Annotated in this window: 13 protein-coding genes; 5 read left to right on the top strand and 8 right to left on the bottom strand. The window is 65.2% G+C overall.

All coding sequences use genetic code 11. From position 1 onward, the window contains the following. Nucleotides 1–74: 74 nt before the first annotated feature. On the bottom strand, nt 75–1,388 hold the full coding sequence (locus EJ067_RS25270; protein ID WP_126087914.1) for a sugar ABC transporter substrate-binding protein: 1,314 nt from the start codon (nt 1,386–1,388) through the stop codon (nt 75–77). A gap of 157 nt (nt 1,389–1,545) precedes the next feature. On the opposite strand from EJ067_RS25270, the gene EJ067_RS25275 reads away from it, so the two are divergent. Further along, nucleotides 1,546–2,331: an IclR family transcriptional regulator gene (locus EJ067_RS25275; protein WP_126087915.1), complete on the top strand. Its 786-nt coding sequence runs from the start codon at nt 1,546–1,548 to the stop codon at nt 2,329–2,331. Between the two features lie 96 nt (nt 2,332–2,427). Beyond that, complete coding sequence (locus tag EJ067_RS25280) at nt 2,428–3,264, top strand: amidohydrolase (protein ID WP_126087916.1); 837 nt, start codon at nt 2,428–2,430, stop codon at nt 3,262–3,264. A gap of 18 nt (nt 3,265–3,282) precedes the next feature. Here the strand turns inward: EJ067_RS25280 and EJ067_RS25285 are convergent, their stop codons facing one another. The 3 genes from EJ067_RS25285 to EJ067_RS25295 are packed head-to-tail and all read right to left on the bottom strand — an operon-like array spanning nt 3,283 to nt 6,130. Next, nucleotides 3,283–4,407 (bottom strand): ABC transporter substrate-binding protein, encoded by a 1,125-nt coding sequence (locus tag EJ067_RS25285; protein ID WP_126089734.1) that lies wholly within the window; start codon nt 4,405–4,407, stop codon nt 3,283–3,285. A gap of 14 nt (nt 4,408–4,421) precedes the next feature. Next, nucleotides 4,422–5,582, bottom strand: a complete 1,161-nt coding sequence (locus EJ067_RS25290; protein ID WP_126087917.1) for a CaiB/BaiF CoA-transferase family protein — start codon at nt 5,580–5,582, stop codon at nt 4,422–4,424. After that, nucleotides 5,579–6,130 (bottom strand): MaoC family dehydratase, encoded by a 552-nt coding sequence (locus EJ067_RS25295; protein WP_126087918.1) that lies wholly within the window; start codon nt 6,128–6,130, stop codon nt 5,579–5,581. Before EJ067_RS25295 ends, EJ067_RS25290 begins: the two co-directional genes overlap by 4 nt. Nucleotides 6,131–6,736: 606 nt before the next feature. Between EJ067_RS25295 and EJ067_RS25300 the strand changes: the two genes are divergently transcribed. Beyond that, the gene (locus tag EJ067_RS25300) at nt 6,737–7,519 is read left to right on the top strand and encodes a hypothetical protein (RefSeq protein WP_245468036.1); all 783 of its coding nucleotides are present in this window, start codon (nt 6,737–6,739) and stop codon (nt 7,517–7,519) included. 73 nt (nt 7,520–7,592) lie between these two features. On the opposite strand, the gene EJ067_RS25305 is transcribed toward EJ067_RS25300, so the two are convergent. From EJ067_RS25305 to EJ067_RS25315, 3 genes are all read right to left on the bottom strand, one after another. Then, nucleotides 7,593–9,116 carry a hypothetical protein gene (locus EJ067_RS25305; RefSeq protein ID WP_126087919.1) on the bottom strand — a complete coding sequence of 508 codons (1,524 nt, stop codon included), beginning with the start codon at nt 9,114–9,116 and terminating at the stop codon, nt 7,593–7,595. Between the two features lie 66 nt (nt 9,117–9,182). After that, complete coding sequence (locus tag EJ067_RS25310; protein ID WP_126087920.1) at nt 9,183–10,292, bottom strand: cellulase family glycosylhydrolase; 1,110 nt, start codon at nt 10,290–10,292, stop codon at nt 9,183–9,185. A gap of 20 nt (nt 10,293–10,312) precedes the next feature. Then, the gene (locus EJ067_RS25315; RefSeq protein ID WP_126087921.1) at nt 10,313–12,472 is read right to left on the bottom strand and encodes a GumC family protein; all 2,160 of its coding nucleotides are present in this window, start codon (nt 12,470–12,472) and stop codon (nt 10,313–10,315) included. Between the two features lie 240 nt (nt 12,473–12,712). Between EJ067_RS25315 and EJ067_RS25320 the strand changes: the two genes are divergently transcribed. Next, nucleotides 12,713–14,125: a lipopolysaccharide biosynthesis protein gene (locus EJ067_RS25320; RefSeq protein ID WP_126087922.1), complete on the top strand. Its 1,413-nt coding sequence runs from the start codon at nt 12,713–12,715 to the stop codon at nt 14,123–14,125. Continuing rightward, nucleotides 14,122–15,216, top strand: coding sequence for a glycosyltransferase family 4 protein (locus EJ067_RS25325; RefSeq protein ID WP_126087923.1), 1,095 nt, complete (start codon nt 14,122–14,124; stop codon nt 15,214–15,216). Before EJ067_RS25320 ends, EJ067_RS25325 begins: the two co-directional genes overlap by 4 nt. On the opposite strand, the gene EJ067_RS25330 is transcribed toward EJ067_RS25325, so the two are convergent. Next, on the bottom strand, nt 15,202–16,677 hold the full coding sequence (locus EJ067_RS25330) for a hypothetical protein (protein ID WP_126087924.1): 1,476 nt from the start codon (nt 16,675–16,677) through the stop codon (nt 15,202–15,204). The two genes, EJ067_RS25325 and EJ067_RS25330, sit on opposite strands and share 15 nt — an antisense overlap. Between the last annotated feature and the right edge of the window lie 102 nt (nt 16,678–16,779).

Raw genomic sequence — 16,779 nt, forward strand, 5'->3', positions numbered from 1 at the left:
GAGGATGGCGCTTAAGCCTTTATTCTGATGCATGTCGTTCACCCAAAACGCTGCGCACTTTTGGGCGACACGCATTAGAGCTTGCCGGCGTCCTCGAGGATCTGCGTCGCCTTGGCGGCAGCGTCGTCCAGCGCCTGCTTGGAGGTCTTGTCGCCGAGGATAGCGGCCTGCAGTTCCGGATAGACGGCGTTGGAGATCTCGATCCATTCCGGCGTCTGCGGCACCGGGAAAGCGTTCTTGGCGGCTTCCTGGAAGGCCTGCAGCACCTCGGTCTTGTAAGGATCGGACTTCGCCTGCTCGAGGTCCCATTCCCACACCTTAGTGCGGGTGGGCAGCGGGCCGGCCGCGGCCTCCAGCTTCTGGCTGTCCTCGTTGGTCAGCCACCAGACGAGCGAGGCGGCGGCTTCCTTGTTGGCGCAGTTCTCGGTCACCGAAAAGCCATGTGCGCCGGACCAGCCGGAACGCTTGCCGGACGAGCCCTTGGGCTGAACCTTGACGCCGACATTGCCGGCCACCTTGGACGACTTCGGGTCGTTGAAGAAACCGGCCCAGCCCGGCCAGTCGAGGTTGATCGCCACGGTGCCGGAGGCGAAGCCCTGGCCGAGATCATCCCACAGATAGTTGGTCGTGCCAGCGGGCACCGCCTTGGCCTTGTAGAGCTTGACGAACCAGTCGAGCGCCTTGACGCCGGCTTCTGAGTTGAAGGCGGGCTTGCCGTCCTTGTCGAGATATTCGCCGCCGTCGGCGACCAGCATCTCGTAGAAGCGGCCGTTGATCGCCTCTTCCTTGCCGGCATATTGCGTGCCGTAGAAGTCAGGCGGGCTGGCGAAGAACTCCGCCTGCTGGGCCATCTCGTCGAACGTGTCCGGCGGGGCGAGATCTTCGCCGTACTTCTCCTTGTAGGCCTTCTTCTTGGCTTCGTCCTGATAGAGGCTCTTCTGGTAGTAGAGCGCCGAGACGTCGAACTGCGCGCGCGGCAGCATGACCAGCTTGCCGTCGAGCGTGCCGGCCGCGATGTTGGCCGGAACGAAGGCGTCGACCTCCTCCTTCGGCAGGAGTTTCGAAAGATCGGTGTAGATGCCCGGATATTGCGGCGCGAACGAGGTGTGGTTGGAGCCGACGCACCAGGTGATCGAGTTGGAGGCGATATCCGACTTGATCTCCTTGTCGAGGTCGAAGTGGTTCTTCTTGGAGATGACGTTGACCTTGGCGCCGGTCGCCTTCTCCCACTCGCCGATCCGCTCGTAGAGCTTTTCGTATTGCTGGCCGCCGATCAGCTTGGCGTCGATGGTGACGCCGGGAAACTTGCCCGGCAGGTCGGCCGCGAATGCGGCGCCCGATGCCATGAGCAATGCGCCGGCGGCGACGCCGGAAAGCAGTCTGTTCATGAATTCCTCCCTGGACGGCCGGTGGCCGTCGTGACCTGAAGCTCAGCCGCTTCATTCATATGCAAACAAAATATTCATAAGTCGTCAAGCCGAAACTTCTTCCCAATGAAGGCGCTCTTGCGTATATGAAGATGGAAATTCACCAGAGGGGCATCCGGTGCAGGACGACGACGAAGACCGCTACCGCGCGCCGGCGCTGGACAAGGGGCTGGACATCCTGGAACTGCTCGCCAGCGTCGATGGCGGCCTGACCCAGGCCGAGATCGCCAAGCGGCTCGATCGCAGCCCGAACGAATTCTACCGGATGCTCGACCGTCTGGTGAAACGTGGCTACGTCACACGCCCCGACGGCGACCGCTATTCGCTGACGCTGAAGCTCTTCGGGCTCGGCCAATTGCACGCGCCGGTGCGCAGGCTGGTTTCCTACGCCACTTCGATCATGCGCGAACTGGCCGAGATATCCTGGCAGGCGAACCAACTCGTGGTGTTCGACCGCGGCAGCGCCGTGGTCATCGCCCAGCAGGAAGCGCCGCGATACTGGGGTATCTCGATCCGCGTCGGCTCGCATATCAGCCTGTTCGACACCGGGTCGGGACATGTGCTGCTGGCGTTCCGTTCGCCGGAAGAGCGCGAGATGATGATCGCCGAGCATCTGCGCAGCAACGAGGAGATGAAGGTGTCGCCCGACTTCTTCGCCCGCCTCGACCAGGTGCGCGACCGCGGCTACGAGATGATGGCTTCGCTGCAGACGGCCGGCGTCTACAACCTGTCGGCGCCGGTGGTCGGTCCCGACGGACGCGGCATCGCCGCGCTCACCATACCTTATATCACCCTGGTCAATGCGCCGGCCGCGCCCGATATCACAAGGACCATCACGCTGCTCCAGGCCGCCGCGGCTCGTCTGTCGCAACTCGCCGGATCGGATGTGAGGGCAAAGGAATAATTCTTATTTGAATGATCAATTCTCCCGTGAGATGATCGTCCATGTATTGATGCATGAGGTTTTGGGCGGCATGCATAAGCGACTAGGGAGGAAGCCATGATTGTCGACACCCACCTGCATCTCATCGACAAGGCGGCGCTGCGCTACCCGTGGCTGTCCGGAGTGCCGGCGCTCGACCGCGGTTTTTCCCACGATGAATATGCCACCGAGGCACGCCGGGCCGGCATAGAGCTGGCGCTGCATATGGAGGTCGACGTCGACCCCGCCGATATCGCGGCCGAAACGGCCCATGTCGAAGGATTGTCGAAGAAACCGGGCAGCCTGGTGCGGGGCGGGATCGTCTCCTGCCGGCCGGAAGAGCCGGGCTTCGCCGCCTGGCTGGACAAGGCGAAGGCCGATCCTTTCGTGAAAGGTTTCCGCCGCGTGCTGCATGTCGTGCCCGACGACGTCTCCGAGGGCGCGCTGTTTCGCGAGAACATCCGGCGCATCGCCGGCAGCGGGCTGACCTTCGACCTCTGCGTTCTGCCGCGGCAGATGAGCCAGGCGATCGCGCTCGTCGATCTGGCGCCGGACGTTCAGTTCGTGCTCGATCATTGCGGCGTGCCCGACATCAAGGGCAGGGCCGAGCACCCATGGCGCGAGCAGATCACCGCGATCGCGCGGCGCCCCAATGTCGTCGGCAAGATTTCCGGCGTCGTCGCCTATGCCGATCCAGCGACCTGGACCGCCGAGACGCTGCGGCCCTATGTCGAGCACACGATCGGCAGCTTCGGCTGGGACCGCGTCGTGTGGGGCAGCGACTGGCCGGTCTGCACCTTGGGCGGCGGGCTGCTCGGCTGGGTGGCGGCGACGCACGCGCTCATCGCCGGCGCGAGCGAGAGCGAGCGCGCGAAGCTCTTGTCCGGCAATGCGAAGAAGCTCTGGCGGCTGTAAGCGTTCGGCTGCGGGGCATCAGACCGATCGTTTAGGAAAACTCTCCCGGAACAGGCGGTTGATGTCGGCGACGACGCGGCGGGCGTGCTGCCTGCCGGCCAGCCCCTCGTTGAGGCGGTCGGACGCGGCCTGCTGGAACGGCATGTAGCCGTCGTGACGCGGGCGCACCCACGCCCCCTCCAGTGTTGCCCGCGTGGCGCGATAGAAGTCGCCGGTCGCGGCGTTGACGGCTTCGTCTTCCCAGGCAGCTGCATGGCCGGGCTGGCCGCCAGCGGCTGCGTAGGGGCCGCGCTGCACTTCGCCGCTGGCGATCCAATAGGCGAAGTCGGTCGCTTCCTTGCGGGCGGCGGAGAAGGCCGAGACAGCGATGCCGGTGCCGCCGAGGGCGGAGCCGAGCGGACCGTTGTCGCCTACGGACGGCATGTCGCAAAAGAAAAGCCGGTTCGGGCGGAATCCGGCTGTCGCATAGGGCACGTAGCCATAGATCAGCGGCGCGCAAGCGATGCACGAGCCGGCCTCGGCCATCTTTTCGAACACTGCGATCGGGTCCATCGTCAGGCATTCGGGGTCGACGATCGCCGCGATCTCACGCAGCATTTCGACGACGGTCTCGCCGATCTCGGCATCGATCAGATCGCCCGGTCCTTCGACGGCGCATGGCCGGCCGAGATCGGCGGCTAAAGTGTAGAAGCACATAAGCGAATGCGGCGGCCTGAGCGGCAGGAGCACGCGGCCCTGCTCAGCAAGCTCAAGCACTTCGGTCCAGATCGTCGGCGCGGCCGCGATCAGGTCCGGCTGCCAGGCCTGCACCTGGGTCGCGGCATCGATCGGGAAGGCCCATTGCCGCCCCCGCCAGGTGTAGCTTGGGTAGGATCGGCCGACGCTTGCCTTCGCAAGCGCTTCGCGCTCCTTCTCGCGGCCCGGCACGTCGAGCGGCGCCAGACATTTTTCGGCGGTGATCTCGCCGACATGCGGATGATCGATGACGATCAGGTCATAGGCGCGGGCAAGTTCCTCAACCGGGAAGGATTCGAAATCCTGCAGCGAGCGCTTCTCCCATTCGATCGAAACGCCGGTCTTCTCCCGCCAGATCCTGGAGCAGGCGACCATCGGGTCGTAGCCGCGCGGATGGCTCCAGGTCATGCCCTTGAGGGCGGTCACAGACCGAACTCCGTACGGATTTTCGCACTGTGCTCGCCGACGCGCGGCGCTGCTCGGTCGACCTTGGCGCGCAGGCCGTCGACCCTCAGCGGCGAGCAGGTGGTGTGGATCGCGACGCCGTCCTCGCGGGTCACGGTCTGCAGCAGGTCGAGCGCCTTGAAGCCGTCGCTCTCCAGCATCTCCTTCCAGTTCAGCACCTTCGCGCACCAGATGTCGGCGGGCTCGAGGATCGCCAGCCATTCGTCCACGGACTTCTGCGCGACGCGTTGCGCGATGATCGCCTTGATCTCGTCGCGCGCCGTGAACCAGGTCGACGGCTGGTCGCGGTAGGGCGCCAGCGCCTCGACCTCGAGCAGGTCGGCCAGTTTCGGGATCGGCGTCATGGCGATCGCCAGGAAACCGTCCTTCGCCGGGTAGACGCCGTAGGGCGCCGCCAGATAGGCATGGGCGCTGCGGAAGGACGAGCGGCGCGGCAGGCGCCTTCCATCGTTGAGGTGGGTCGTCAGGACCTCGAACTGGAAGTCGATCAGCGCCTCGAACAGGCTGGTCTCGACGTGACCGCCTTGGCCGGTGATGCCGCGCCGGACCAGTGCTGCGAGGATGCCCTGCGCGCAGGCCGCGCCCGCCAGCATATCGGCGATCGCCAGTCCGAACGGCACCGGACCCTGATCCTCGTCGCCATTCAGCCACATGACGCCGGAGCGCGCCTGGGCGAGCAGATCCTGGCCGGGACGCTTCACCCACGGGCCTTCCTCGCCATAGCCGCTGATCGAGGCATAGACCAGGCGCGGGTTGAGAGCGCGGACATGCTCGTAGTCGAGGCCAAGCCGCTCGATGACGCCGGGCCGGAAATTCTGGATCAGCACGTCGGCTTTCGCGAGCAGCCCGCGCAGCGCCTTCAGATCGTCCTCGTTCTTCAAATCGACCGCGAAGCTCTCCTTGGCCCGGTTGATGGCGTGGAAGATGGTGGAATCGCCGCCGATCTCGGTGTCGCTGAGATAGAGCCGGCGCGACAGGTCGCCGCCGTCGGGCCGCTCGATCTTGATGACGCGGGCGCCGAGGTCGAGGAGCCTAAGCGAGCTGTAAGGTCCTGACAGGAACTGGCTCATGTCGACAACGACAAGGCCGGACAGCGGCAGGTCGGCGGCCATGATCACTTCTCCGTCTTGCCAGCGAAGTCGGCCGGGTTCTTGTATTTCACGGTCTGCAGGTGCTCGCAGTAGAGCACCAGCTCGCCTTCGCCCTTGAACACTTGGTAGCTGGCGCGGACCAGCCCCATGTCATGATAACGGGGCTTTTTGTCCATGTTGGTGCGGATCGAATAGATGGTGTCGCCGATGAAGACCGGCTTGATGAAGCGGAGCTTGTCGTAGCCGTAGGAAAAGGCGTTGACGCAATTGGTGGCGACGAGGCCGAGCCCGGCGGAGAAGACGAAAGCGCCCGCCACCAGACGCTTGCCGAAAATGCCTTCGCGTTCGGCGAACATCTGATCCTGCACGTAGGGATGGATGTCGAGCACCAGCGTGTTGAACAGATGGCTGTCGCCTTCGGCCATGGTGCGCCGGAGCGAGCGGATCTTCTGGCCGACCGGCCAATCTTCATAGAACCAGTTTTCGGCGTTCCACACCGGCAGCTCGGCGTGATCGGCCGGCATGTCGGAAGGGAGTGTCGAAGCGACGCCGACGGTGGGCGGGAAGCTGGCCATTGTCCTCTTCGTTCGCTGCTGGAGAACGGGCCGTGTCGCCCGGGCAACACCGGAGCCAGACGCGGTCGATCCTCCCTAATCTTCTCTTGTGAAGATTATATTCACATATGAGATTTTGGTACAAGCGGGGTCGGGGAGAAATTTGCTCGTCGGGTCGAACCGGCTTGCTCCGGCGCGCGAAGCGCAGCCAAGGCCCCGATTCGTCCTCGCGGTCTTGCGGCCGAGCTCCAGCGCCAGGGTGCGGGCGTCGCGTCGGCGCATCAAGGTTGGCCGCGGGTCTGCCTGGGCAGTCCAGGAAATCGCGTGACGGTTCTGTCCAGAAATCACTCAGGAAGAAACATTAGTTAATTCTACAACTCTTAACTGCCGGAAAGGTTGTAAAGCCTGCCTTGCTGGTTGCGCGCAAGGAGCACGACATGGCATCGCCGAATACGGCCAGTAAAATTCGTATCGATGGCGCTGTAATTCGTTAGTAATCGATCATCAGGATAATACGGGAGCCGGACCATTTCCGGTGCCTTTTTTCTTGAGTCTACTATGGCGGTTCTCGGTGCATTTCCTCCCGGCGTCGGGTGCCGGCCTTTCGACGAGGGAGACTGGGCAGGCGTGGCGGACTGCCTGCACAGGGGCTTTCCGGAACGCAGCCACGGCTATTGGATAGAGGCGCTGACCCGCCTGTCGCGGCGGCCCGCGGTCGCCGATTTTCCGCGCTATGGATTCGTCCTCGATAAGTCGGGCCGGATCGTCGGCGCCGTGCTGACGCTCTATGCCAGGCACAGGAGCGTGGACGGCGACGAAATCCGCTGCAATCTATCGAGCTGGTCCGTGGATGCGGAGTTCCGGCCTTGTGCCAGCAGGATGATCGCCACGGTCATCATGCGCAAGGACGTGGTCTACACCAATATCTCGCCATCGCCGGGGACGGTGAAGCTCAACAAGGCATTCGGGTTTCGCCTGTTTTCCGGTGGACAGGTCGCCTTCTTTCCCGTCCTGAACGCGATGCAGCGGGCGGACCGCGTGCTGGTTGCGCGCGCGGAGCTCGCTGAAATGGCTGAGTTCACCGACAATGAAAGATACATACTACTCGAACATGCCGCGTTGGGCTGCCTGTCGCTGATCTGCGTCTGCGACGGCCTGGCGTTGCCCTTGGTGCTGAAGCCGCGCCGGATATTGCATGGTCTCATTCCGTGCTGCCAGGTCGTCTACTGCCGTTCCCACGCGGATCTCGCCCGGTGCGCCGGGGCCTTGGGGCGCTTTCTCCTGCGGCGCGGGCAGCTGCTTTGCCTCGTCGATGCGATGGCCCCGGTTCCCGGTCTGTCCGGCAGGTATTTTCCGAAGAAGGGGATCAAGTATTTCAAGGGCCCGAAATCGCCTTGCCGGGAGACCTGACGTTCACCGAGATGGTGCTGTTCGGGTCCTGAACGAAGGCGCGAAGCCGACTTTCAATCCAGCGATTCGAAGGTCAGCGCGCTGCTTCGCCTCTTGCCGCCGCGGCCGTGCGCCAGCGCGTTCCCAGCGAGACGCCCACGAGCAAAAGGCAGAAGGCGAGGGCGAGAGGGGAGTAAAACGCCTCCTCCTGCAGCACCGCGTTGGCCGAAATGGTGACGACGCCGACAAAGCCGAAGAGGAAATCCGGGTCGCCGGTCCGGATGAGCTGGCGCCGCAATGCCACGGCCAGCGCCGCCAGGAAGCCGAAGAAGACGAGGCTGCCGACGCCCATCTGGTAAAGCATGACGCCGACCGCGCTCTCGACCGGCACCGAGGCCGCACCCTCGGCCTGGGCACTTTGCCAGTTGAGATTGATGCTCGTGCTCGACAGGTTGCCGCCGAGACCCAGTCCTTGGCCTAGCGGGTTAGCCAGGAAGTCGCGCATGCCGGCAATCAGGCCGAGGACGTGATAGTCGCCATGCGTGGCGCCGTAGGCGATCGCCGCGGTCGTCCAGACCACGGCCAAGGCCATCACGGCCAGGAGCGTCAGACCGGCGCGGGAAGGGCGGTAGATGAGCCGCGCGGCAATCGCGACGAAGAGCATGAAGGTCGCGCCCTTGGAGCCGATGACGAGCAGCAACGGCAAGGCGGCGAGAGGCAGCAGCCATCGTCCCTTGAAGAGGAGCCAGGCCGAAATGATGCTCAAGGCGTAAGCATAGCTGATCGGATGGAAGTTCGGTCCGCCGATGCGGAAGACGCTGGGCAGGATGTCGTTGAACAGCGGCGTGTTGAAGAAGGTCGTGGTCATCACGTCCTCGATCCCACGGTAGACGAAACCCGTTTCCTGGAGCGCCTTCTCCCACACGCCGGTCTCGACCTGCCGCGATATGCTGCGCTCGACATATTGGTCACCATGGAAGAGGCCGAGGAAATCCATGGTGAAGGTCAGTTCCGCGTAGCCATAGACGATCGCGCCGGCGCCGAGCCAGAGCATGCTCTTGCGCAGGTCGACGGGATAGAGGCTGGCGGCAAGGACCGCGACGTGGAAGCAGGCGAGCGGCGTGATCGTGTTGCGGAAATAGACGACGGCATCCTTCGGGCCGCCGTGCACGACGCCGAGGGCGAAATAGAAACAGACCGTGCCGCATAGCACCATGCTCAGCAGCAGCCATGAGCGCAACTCGGTCAGCGCGCGGACGCGGTACTGAAACGAGGCGGCCAGGAAAATGCCAAAGGCCGTCATCAGGATGATGAAGTTGGTGCCGCGCAGCGCGTCGAAGGTGTCGTTGTCGGGGATGTAAGGGGTGAACCAGGCGACCACGAGGTTCTGGAAGAGAAAGGCGCAGATGATCAGCACCGGAACGCCCGAAGGCAACGCGTTAGCAACGATGAGCATCAGCACGAAGGTCGCGGCGATCCCGAACGGCGTCCAAACGGCAAACGAGGAGACGGCCAGCGCAACGACAAGCAAGGCAATGCCGACATGCAGCAAGGTTTCGGGCGTATCCCTGCTCGTCATGCCCAGCCCGACAGGCGGATGTGCCTGTGTCGTGCTCATCCCTGGACTGCTCCTCCGATCATCGCTTGCCGCGGCAAGCCTTGCTGGCGCCCATCGTCCACTTCCTCAACCTCCAAGGAGCGCGGCGATCATCGAGCCGTCGAACCCTTCGACGCTCTGCCTGCTCCTGATAAAGCCGAAGCCCTGGTCGAGCTCCCAATAGGTCCATGCCACATGGTTCGCCTCAGCCGCCTTGCGCACGGCGCGCACCCAGGACGCGCGGCTTTCGGCGTCAACGCAGAAATTGACCACGCCGAATTCGTTCAGCATGACCGGGCAGCCGTGGGTCGTGGACCAGCGCGCCAGACCGGCGAAGTCCTGGGCGATCCGCGCCTCCGTCCAGGGCGCGGACAACTCGTCCTCGACGAGGTTCGCGGCCTCTTCGTCGCCCGCCGCGCGCAATCTGGAAAGCAACTGGTTCACCGATGCCGTTTCCCTGGCCGCGGGAAAGGGCAGGTTCGCGATGCGGGCGAGCGGCGAGGCATCCCAGTTCTCGCACTGATGGGTGAAAGCCATGGGCGCGTAGTAGTGAACGGCGGCAATCTGGTTGTCGTCGGCGAGCGGAGGCGTATCGGCGATTTCCCAGATGCCCTGAAACCGTGCCGGTCCCCAGACCAGCGTGTGGAGCGGACAGCTTGCTCGCAGCGTCGCGGCGATCCGTTCCCGCAACGCCAGCCATGCGCTCCGTTCCATGGGTGGCTCGTTCAACAGCTCCGGATAGACCGATTGCGCCGGCAGGTCGGCGACGACCACACGCAGGGCCGTCCAGGCCTGAAGCACCTTTTCGCCCGCGGCCTCGGGGTCGTTTCGGAAAGCCGCCACGAGCTCGCCCGAGGGATGCATGTCGAGGAGGACCGAAAAGCCGAAGCCGACAAGGTCCCCGATCCCGTTCTGGATCCGGCGAAGCGTTGCCGGGTCGCCGCCGGAGAAGAGATCGGCGTTTACCGGCAGCCGGATCGTTTCGAACCCCGATTGGCGCAGCTTTTCAAGCGTGGCCGTGGCGGGAGCGGCCCCCCCGTCACGGTCGAGCCATCCCGGAAGATTGAAGCCGCGCGATGGCACACGGGCATCGGCCGTTGCCAGCGCGGCGGACCGCGGCAGAGGGAAGGTGGCGACAACGGCTCCGGCGGCAAGAACCAGCGCATGCCGACGCGACACCTTGGGCGGCGATGTCATCGGTCCACCCCGTCCACCGGTTATCCCCGGGCGGCGGCGCTGCGGCGCTGCTCGCCGGCCGCTCGCGGCCCGTCGGTCGCCCCGGCCGGCTTCGCGCTGTCCGCAGCGACGACGAGAGTAGCGCTGCGGCCGATCTGGCCGGCGCCGAATTTCTGCGCGATGAGCCTGGCGGCTTCCGAAGGCTGCTCGGACGGGGCGAGCGCCACAAGCGCAAGGTCGGCTTTGGCGAAAAGGTCCGAATTCCAGCCGTTCTCATTGAACGAAGGCGCGATCACGAGCACGAAATCGAATGCGCTGCCGGCCTCAGCCAGGATGCCGCGGAAGGTGTCGCGATCCGCAACGCCGGGGCCTTTTTCCGCCACCGAGCTGCACACGACCGTCTGCAGGCCGGTCGCGCCGTCGATGAACAATCCTGCTCCCTCCGTCGTCGAGCTGGACAGGTGATCGCCGATCTCCACCATCAGCACATTCTGATCGGCCCGTTGCATGCCGATGCCCAGCATCGCGCCTGCGATCCGTGCCTCGAAACTGCTGCGGATCGAAGACAGTAAGATGACAAAGGGTTTGCCATGGTCGTTGAGGTGCAGGATCATCTGCCGCATGATCTTCAGCACGGCGAGCGACAGCGTTTCGTTTCCGGTCTGGAACAACTGCTTCCTGATCGCCTTGATGTTGGAATAGGCGGTCCCGCCGGCGACGCCGGGCAGGCGGTATTCGCCGAGATTGGCCGGCATCGGCAATACCCGGGGGCTGGCAGGCGCGTCGCCCTTGCGGTCCGCGGCCGGCTCGGGCGCGACATCCTTCCGCGCCCGCGGACCCTCTTTCGGCTGCGGGATCGGACCAAGCGCCAGAGCGAGGCCGCATCCGGCGAGGAGCCCCAGAACCGCGCTCACCAGGAGAAGCAGAACCGGCTTCGGCCATGTCGGCTGTACAGGCGGCGAGGCGACGCCGATCTTGCGCGCCTCGGAGGTCTGCACGCCCTGCATCTGCGAGGTTTCCTGCGCGCGCTTGAGGTAATCGTCGAGCACCGCGCGGGCCGCCTGGGCCTTCGATTCCAGCTGCCTGAGCTGCACCTGCGCTACGTTCGAGTTCGTCGACTGCTGGCGCAGGGCTTCGAGCTTGTCCTGCAGCTTCCCGACATTCTGCACGGCGAGGTCGTAGCTGGCCTTCAACTGCTGCCTTATGCGATCCGCCTCGGCGGCCATCAGCCGCTTCATCCGCTCCAGTTCGGACTGGAGCCGCCCAATCGCCGGGTGACGCGGCCCGTACATGGTCTGCAGGCTGGCAAGCTCGGCGGCGCGCTGATTGTAGTCGTCGCGCAATTTGATGGCGGAGGTGGAGGTCAGGATGTCCGCAAGCTTGGCGAGCCCGCCCGGCGAATTTCCCGCAGCCAGCGCCTGGTTGTAGCGGTCCTTGGCCTGATCGGCGTCGCCCTGGGCGGCGATCAGCTGCGTCGTGAGCTGATCGAGCTGCGACTGCAGAGTGCCGCCATCCGTCGAATTCACGATGTTGTGCTTGGTCTTGAAATCCTCGACCGCCCGCTCGGCGTCGCTGACGGCCTTCTGCAAGCCGGAGATCCTGTCCGTGAGCAGCGTGTTCACGTCGCTGTTGGCGGTCTCGCGTTCGCCCACGAGGCCTGCCCGGTACTGGTCGACGATGGCATTGGCGATGCGCGCGGCCTTTTCCGGCGACGGCGAGGTGAAGCTGACATTGATGACGTAGGTCAGCCCTTCGCGTTCCACGGATACCCTGCTCTGGAAGCGCTTGAAGGCGGCGTCCTGCGGCGAGCCTGCGCCGGCTCCAAACAGCGACAGCAGACGCGACGCCAGGCCGGCGCCGGCGAATTCCGGATCGCTGTCGAGCTTCTGGCTCTTGAAGACGGCGCCGAGCAGGTCAGGCGACTGGATGACGAAGACCTGGCTGGCGATGGCGGCGCTGTCGGAGCCGATCCCCGGAAGCACGTTGTTGAAATTGGTCGCGCGCGTGTCGCGGGGGTCGATCAGTATCGAGGCCGTTGCCGTATAGCTCGGCTTGGTCACCGCAAGATAGGATAGCGCCAGCAGCAATGCCGCGCCGGCAATGGCAAGCACCATCAGGCGACGCGCCCAAAGAATGGCCCATACGGCACCTATGTCGAACAGCGGCGGAAGAGGGCGCTCGTCGATCCTGGCTGGCTTCATCAGTTTTCCTCGTTGAGAGCCGCAACCTCACGCCCTCACTCGTCTCCACATTATTAAGGATTATCGTTAGCCATCCGTTAAGGGTGGCGGCGTGACGATGCGTTCGGCGCGGGCGCTGCCGGTAACCATGCGAAGCGTTCGCGCTGGCGCGATTGCGGCATTTTGCTTATGCAGGATAGGGTTTTGAGCGTCGTCGTAGGTGCGGGGTAGGCCCATCGCCGATCGTCTCAGGAGGCGACGTTGAAGGACAATTCAGGGGACCGCGAGGCCGCCCAGGGGGCAGCGGCCAGCCCGGCGACCGACATGCGCATGTCGATCACAGCCCTCGCCAAAAGCGGCGCCCTGGCCGGTATCATCAAGCTCGCCAGCGCGGGCCTGTCCTTCCTCATGTTCGTGGCCGTGGCCATGGTGACCAACGAACGCGAGTTCGGCCTTTACAGCGCCACCTATGCCGGCGCGAGCCTGGTTTCTTTCTTCGCTTCGGTAGGCCAGCAGAGCACCGTGCTCAGGTTCTGGCCTCAATACGCCGGCTTGGGCGACCTCGGCTCGGCTCACGGGCTGATGGCGCGCGCCATTCTGGTGGCGCTGGCCGGGCTTTTCGGCACCAGCCTGCTCATCATCATGGTGGGCTTCCTGCCCTTCATCGGCAGGGGGACGCCGGAATGGCTGCCGCTGTGCGTCGCGGCGGCCGTGCTGTCGTTCTCGCTCGGCTGGTCGGAGTTCACCTCCGGCGCCTTCAGGGCCAAGAACGCGCTCATATCCGGCCTGTTGCCGCGGGACGTCATCTGGCGCGCGGCGACAATTGCCGCCGTTGCGGCGCTGCACGTCATGCATGTGAAGATCGACGCGGTCGCCGCGACATATCTGACGGCACTGCTGCTCATCCTCTCGGTCGTCCCGCAGACAATTGTCCTGGTGCGCGACACGGCGCGGGCAGATCGCGGTGGTCTCACGGAAGGGCAAAAGCAGGAATTCAAGACCGTGACGCTCGGCCTGTGGGGCGTCACCTCGCTGCCGCCCGCCCTCGGCCAGGTCAGCACGCTGCTGGTGGCGATGATTCTCGGGCCCGAGGCGGCTGGCGCGATCTTCGTGGCGGACCGGACAACGCGCTTCGTGACCCTTGCCCTCAACGGCATGAACCAGGCGCTGGCGCCCCAGATATCGGCTGCCTTCTACAGCGGCGACAGGGCCCACGTTCAGCGCATCACCAGCCTCGCCGCGCTCGGCGGCTCGGCCATTGCGCTGTGCGTGCTGGCGGCGTTCTGGATATTCGGCAACTTCATCCTGTCGATATTCAATCCGGCCTATGCGACGCCGACCATGAGAGCGACGCTCGTCATCTTCGGCATAGGGGCGACGTTCGGCACCGCCTGCGGCCCGATCGAAATCCTGTTGCAGTTGACCGGTCTGCAGCATGCGCTGTTCAAGGTGCTGGTCGTCGTCAATGTCGCCGGACTTTGCGTGACGGCGGTGGCGACTTACTGGCTCGGGCCCATCGGCGCGGCGCTCAGCATTGCCGCAACCGTCATCGCATGGACGGCCTTCGGGGTATTGATCGCCCGGCGCAGAATCGGCATCAACCCGTCGATCCTCGGCTTGTCCCTGGACAGCATCGGGCTCGTGCCGCATGCCCTGCTGAAGGGGCGCACGTGAAGATCGTCCAGGTGCAGACCCAGGCGGAGGCGGCGGGGGCGCAGCGCATCTCCGACATGGTGGGCGAGGGGTTGCGGGCGCGCGGGCACGGGGTGCGCACCGTTTTCATGTATCGCAAGACCGAAGCCTATGACCGCGATCCCCATGCGGATTTCATCCTGACGGAACGCCCGCGCGGATTGCCCGGGCAGATCCGGGCGACCATCGGTCTCGCGCGGTACCTGCGTGCGGCACGCCCCGACGCCGTCATCACCTACCAGCACTATGGCAATATCTTCGGCACGATCGGCGCCCGGCTGGCCGGCGTCAGGCACATCGTCGCAAACCAGAGCGGCGCCCCGCACAGCAAGGGCATCATGGGTCTGCTCTCCCAGATCGACAAGCTGATGGGCACCGTCGGCCTTTACCAGGCGAACGTCGTCAATTCCGGCTGGACGGAAGCGCAGTTCGATCGATATCCGCAATCCTATCGGCGGCGTATGCGCCGCATCGATCACGGCGTTCCCGTACCGGGCGAGGAATTCGACAAGGCGGCGGCGCGTGCCACCTTCGGCCTGCCGCAGAGCGTGTGGCTTGCCGTGTCGTCCGGCCGGCTGACGCGCATGAAGAACCAGATCGCGCTTGTCGGGGCGCTCGAGCGACTGCCCGCCGTCCATGTCGCGCTCGCCGGCGCGGGGCCGGAGCGCGAGGCGCTCGTCGCCTTTGCCGAAAGCCGCGGCGTCGGCGACCGGCTGCATCTCGTCGGCGAGGTTCCGCCGGCGCGCATCTTCGAATTCCTCGCGGCCGGCGACGCCTATGCGTTTCCGTCGATGACGGAAACCTTCGGCCTCGCCTGCGTCGAAGCGGCCATTTCGGGCCTGCCGGTCGTTGCCAGCGACCTTGATGTCATGCGCGAGGTGCTGACCGCGGAGGACGGCTCACCTGCCGCGCTGTTCGTCGACGCCGACGCCGCCGGCATGGCCAGCGGGCTTGGCGATCTGGTCGCGCGGCCGGAATTCAAGGCCGGGCTTTCGGCGGCGGGACGGCGGCTGCGGGAGAAATATTCGCCGGCCAGGATGTGCGCAGGCTACGAGGCGCTACTTCTTGCCTGATCGCTTCCGCACCGCGGCGATCCCGTCGATCACCTCGATGCGGCCCGCCCGGTTGAGCGTATGGATCTTCGGATAGGGCCAGTCGCCGGCGGCATCGATCGGCCGCGGCGCCGACAGCCGCACAGCGTGCCGGTTGAGTTCCAGCAGCTCGGACAGGCCCAGCCCGCCGCCGTAACCCTGCGTTCCGTCCTGGACGGGAAGAAGGACGCGATCCTCGCGGTTGCGGACGAAGGCGCCGCCGGGGCGAGCCATGCGATGGTCGATCAGGATCGGGTTCGCCGGGTGCGGCCGCCACGGACCGGTGAGCGCGGGAGCCGAGAAAACCACCAGCGTGTCGGAAGTGCTTCCATGGCCGTCCCGATCGGTGGCGAACAGCCAGAGCATGCCTTCATGATCGAACAAGGTGGCATCGGAAATCTCGCCTTCGACCAGCACCGTCTCAGGCACCCAACGGTCCGGGAAGCCGGAGGCGCGGTAGAGCGTCAGCCTGCCGCCGGCGCTCGCCTCCGGCAGCATCCAGATCACGCCGTCGCGCTCGAACACCTGCGGGTAGGAGAGGTGGTGGGCCTCCTCCAGCACGACCCGGGGGGTTTCAGGAACGCCGCTTGAATCGAACGCGGCAACGGAGATGACGGCCTTGCCGGTCGCGTGCGGATAGTCCTCGACGAACACGAAAGGCCGGTCCTGCCACCAGAAGGGGAACGGGTCGGCGTAGAAATGATCGCCGGGGTCCGGCAGCACCGACCAGCCGGTGCCGAGCCTGCCCGTGTCGGCGACGCCCGGTGCATCGGTGAAGCGATAGCCGACACGCCAATGCGCGTGGCGGAAGCGTGCGCGCCTGAGCGCTTCACGGCCAAGCCGCGGCAGTGCCGCGCCGAGATAGGCGGATGTGAACCGGCTTCGCCCGCCACCACCATGAATTTCAGCAACGGCCGCCCGTGGCAGCTGGTCCGCGGCGAACGCGCGAGCGAGCGACTGCACCAGCGTGATGGCGCGGGCGAATACATCCTCGGTGCCGAGCGCCGCCGATTCGCGCTTGTCGACCATCGGCCGCGCTTGGCCCACCACCGTCTTCCTGTCGAGCACGGCCTCGATCAACGGCAGCCTGCCAGCCGCGACGGCAATGGCCGCCTGGAGATCGGCGCTGGATCCGTCGAAGCGAAGGCCGATGGTCGGAACAGTCGACAGGGCAGCGCCGCCGGCAAGGTCGAGCCTCAGCGCGGCAGGGCGGTGGCCGGGCCGCGCCTGGATCGCTTGAACTGCGGAGCCGAGAAGGGGCCCGCGCCGACGGAAAAGACGTTGCTCGAACCGGAAGGCGGCGTTTGCCACGGCCGGCCAGCTTGCGGGCCCGGGCTGATGCAGAATGGCGACATCGTGGCCGTCCGCCTCCAGCCGCTCGATGGCGACCTGCTGCCAATGGCGGGGCGCCGATTGCGGAACGATGACCTCGATCGCCAGCATGTCTTCCCGCGATTACGTCCTGTTGGGATTTCGACAATGGGGAACGAGAGACTGGCTGAAAATGCTTACATCGAGGTTACGTGCGAGGTTCGACTTCGCCGG

It is taken from the genome of Mesorhizobium sp. M1D.F.Ca.ET.043.01.1.1 (assembly GCF_003952385.1).
Classification (GTDB): Bacteria; Pseudomonadota; Alphaproteobacteria; order Rhizobiales; family Rhizobiaceae; genus Mesorhizobium.

Bases quoted from the DNA above. Each gene is read 5' to 3' on its own strand.
- EJ067_RS25295 (WP_126087918.1), bottom strand. From the start codon at position 6,130: ATGGCCAGCTTCCCGCCCACCGTCGGCGTCGCTTCGACACTCCCTTCC.
- EJ067_RS25310 (WP_126087920.1), bottom strand. From the start codon at position 10,292: ATGACATCGCCGCCCAAGGTGTCGCGTCGGCATGCGCTGGTTCTTGCC.
- EJ067_RS25330 (WP_126087924.1), bottom strand. From the start codon at position 16,677: ATGCTGGCGATCGAGGTCATCGTTCCGCAATCGGCGCCCCGCCATTGG.
- EJ067_RS25305 (WP_126087919.1), bottom strand. From the start codon at position 9,116: ATGAGCACGACACAGGCACATCCGCCTGTCGGGCTGGGCATGACGAGC.
- EJ067_RS25270 (WP_126087914.1), bottom strand. From the start codon at position 1,388: ATGAACAGACTGCTTTCCGGCGTCGCCGCCGGCGCATTGCTCATGGCA.
- EJ067_RS25285 (WP_126089734.1), bottom strand. From the start codon at position 4,407: ATGACCTGGAGCCATCCGCGCGGCTACGACCCGATGGTCGCCTGCTCC.
- EJ067_RS25280 (WP_126087916.1), top strand. From the start codon at position 2,428: ATGATTGTCGACACCCACCTGCATCTCATCGACAAGGCGGCGCTGCGC.
- EJ067_RS25315 (WP_126087921.1), bottom strand. From the start codon at position 12,472: ATGAAGCCAGCCAGGATCGACGAGCGCCCTCTTCCGCCGCTGTTCGAC.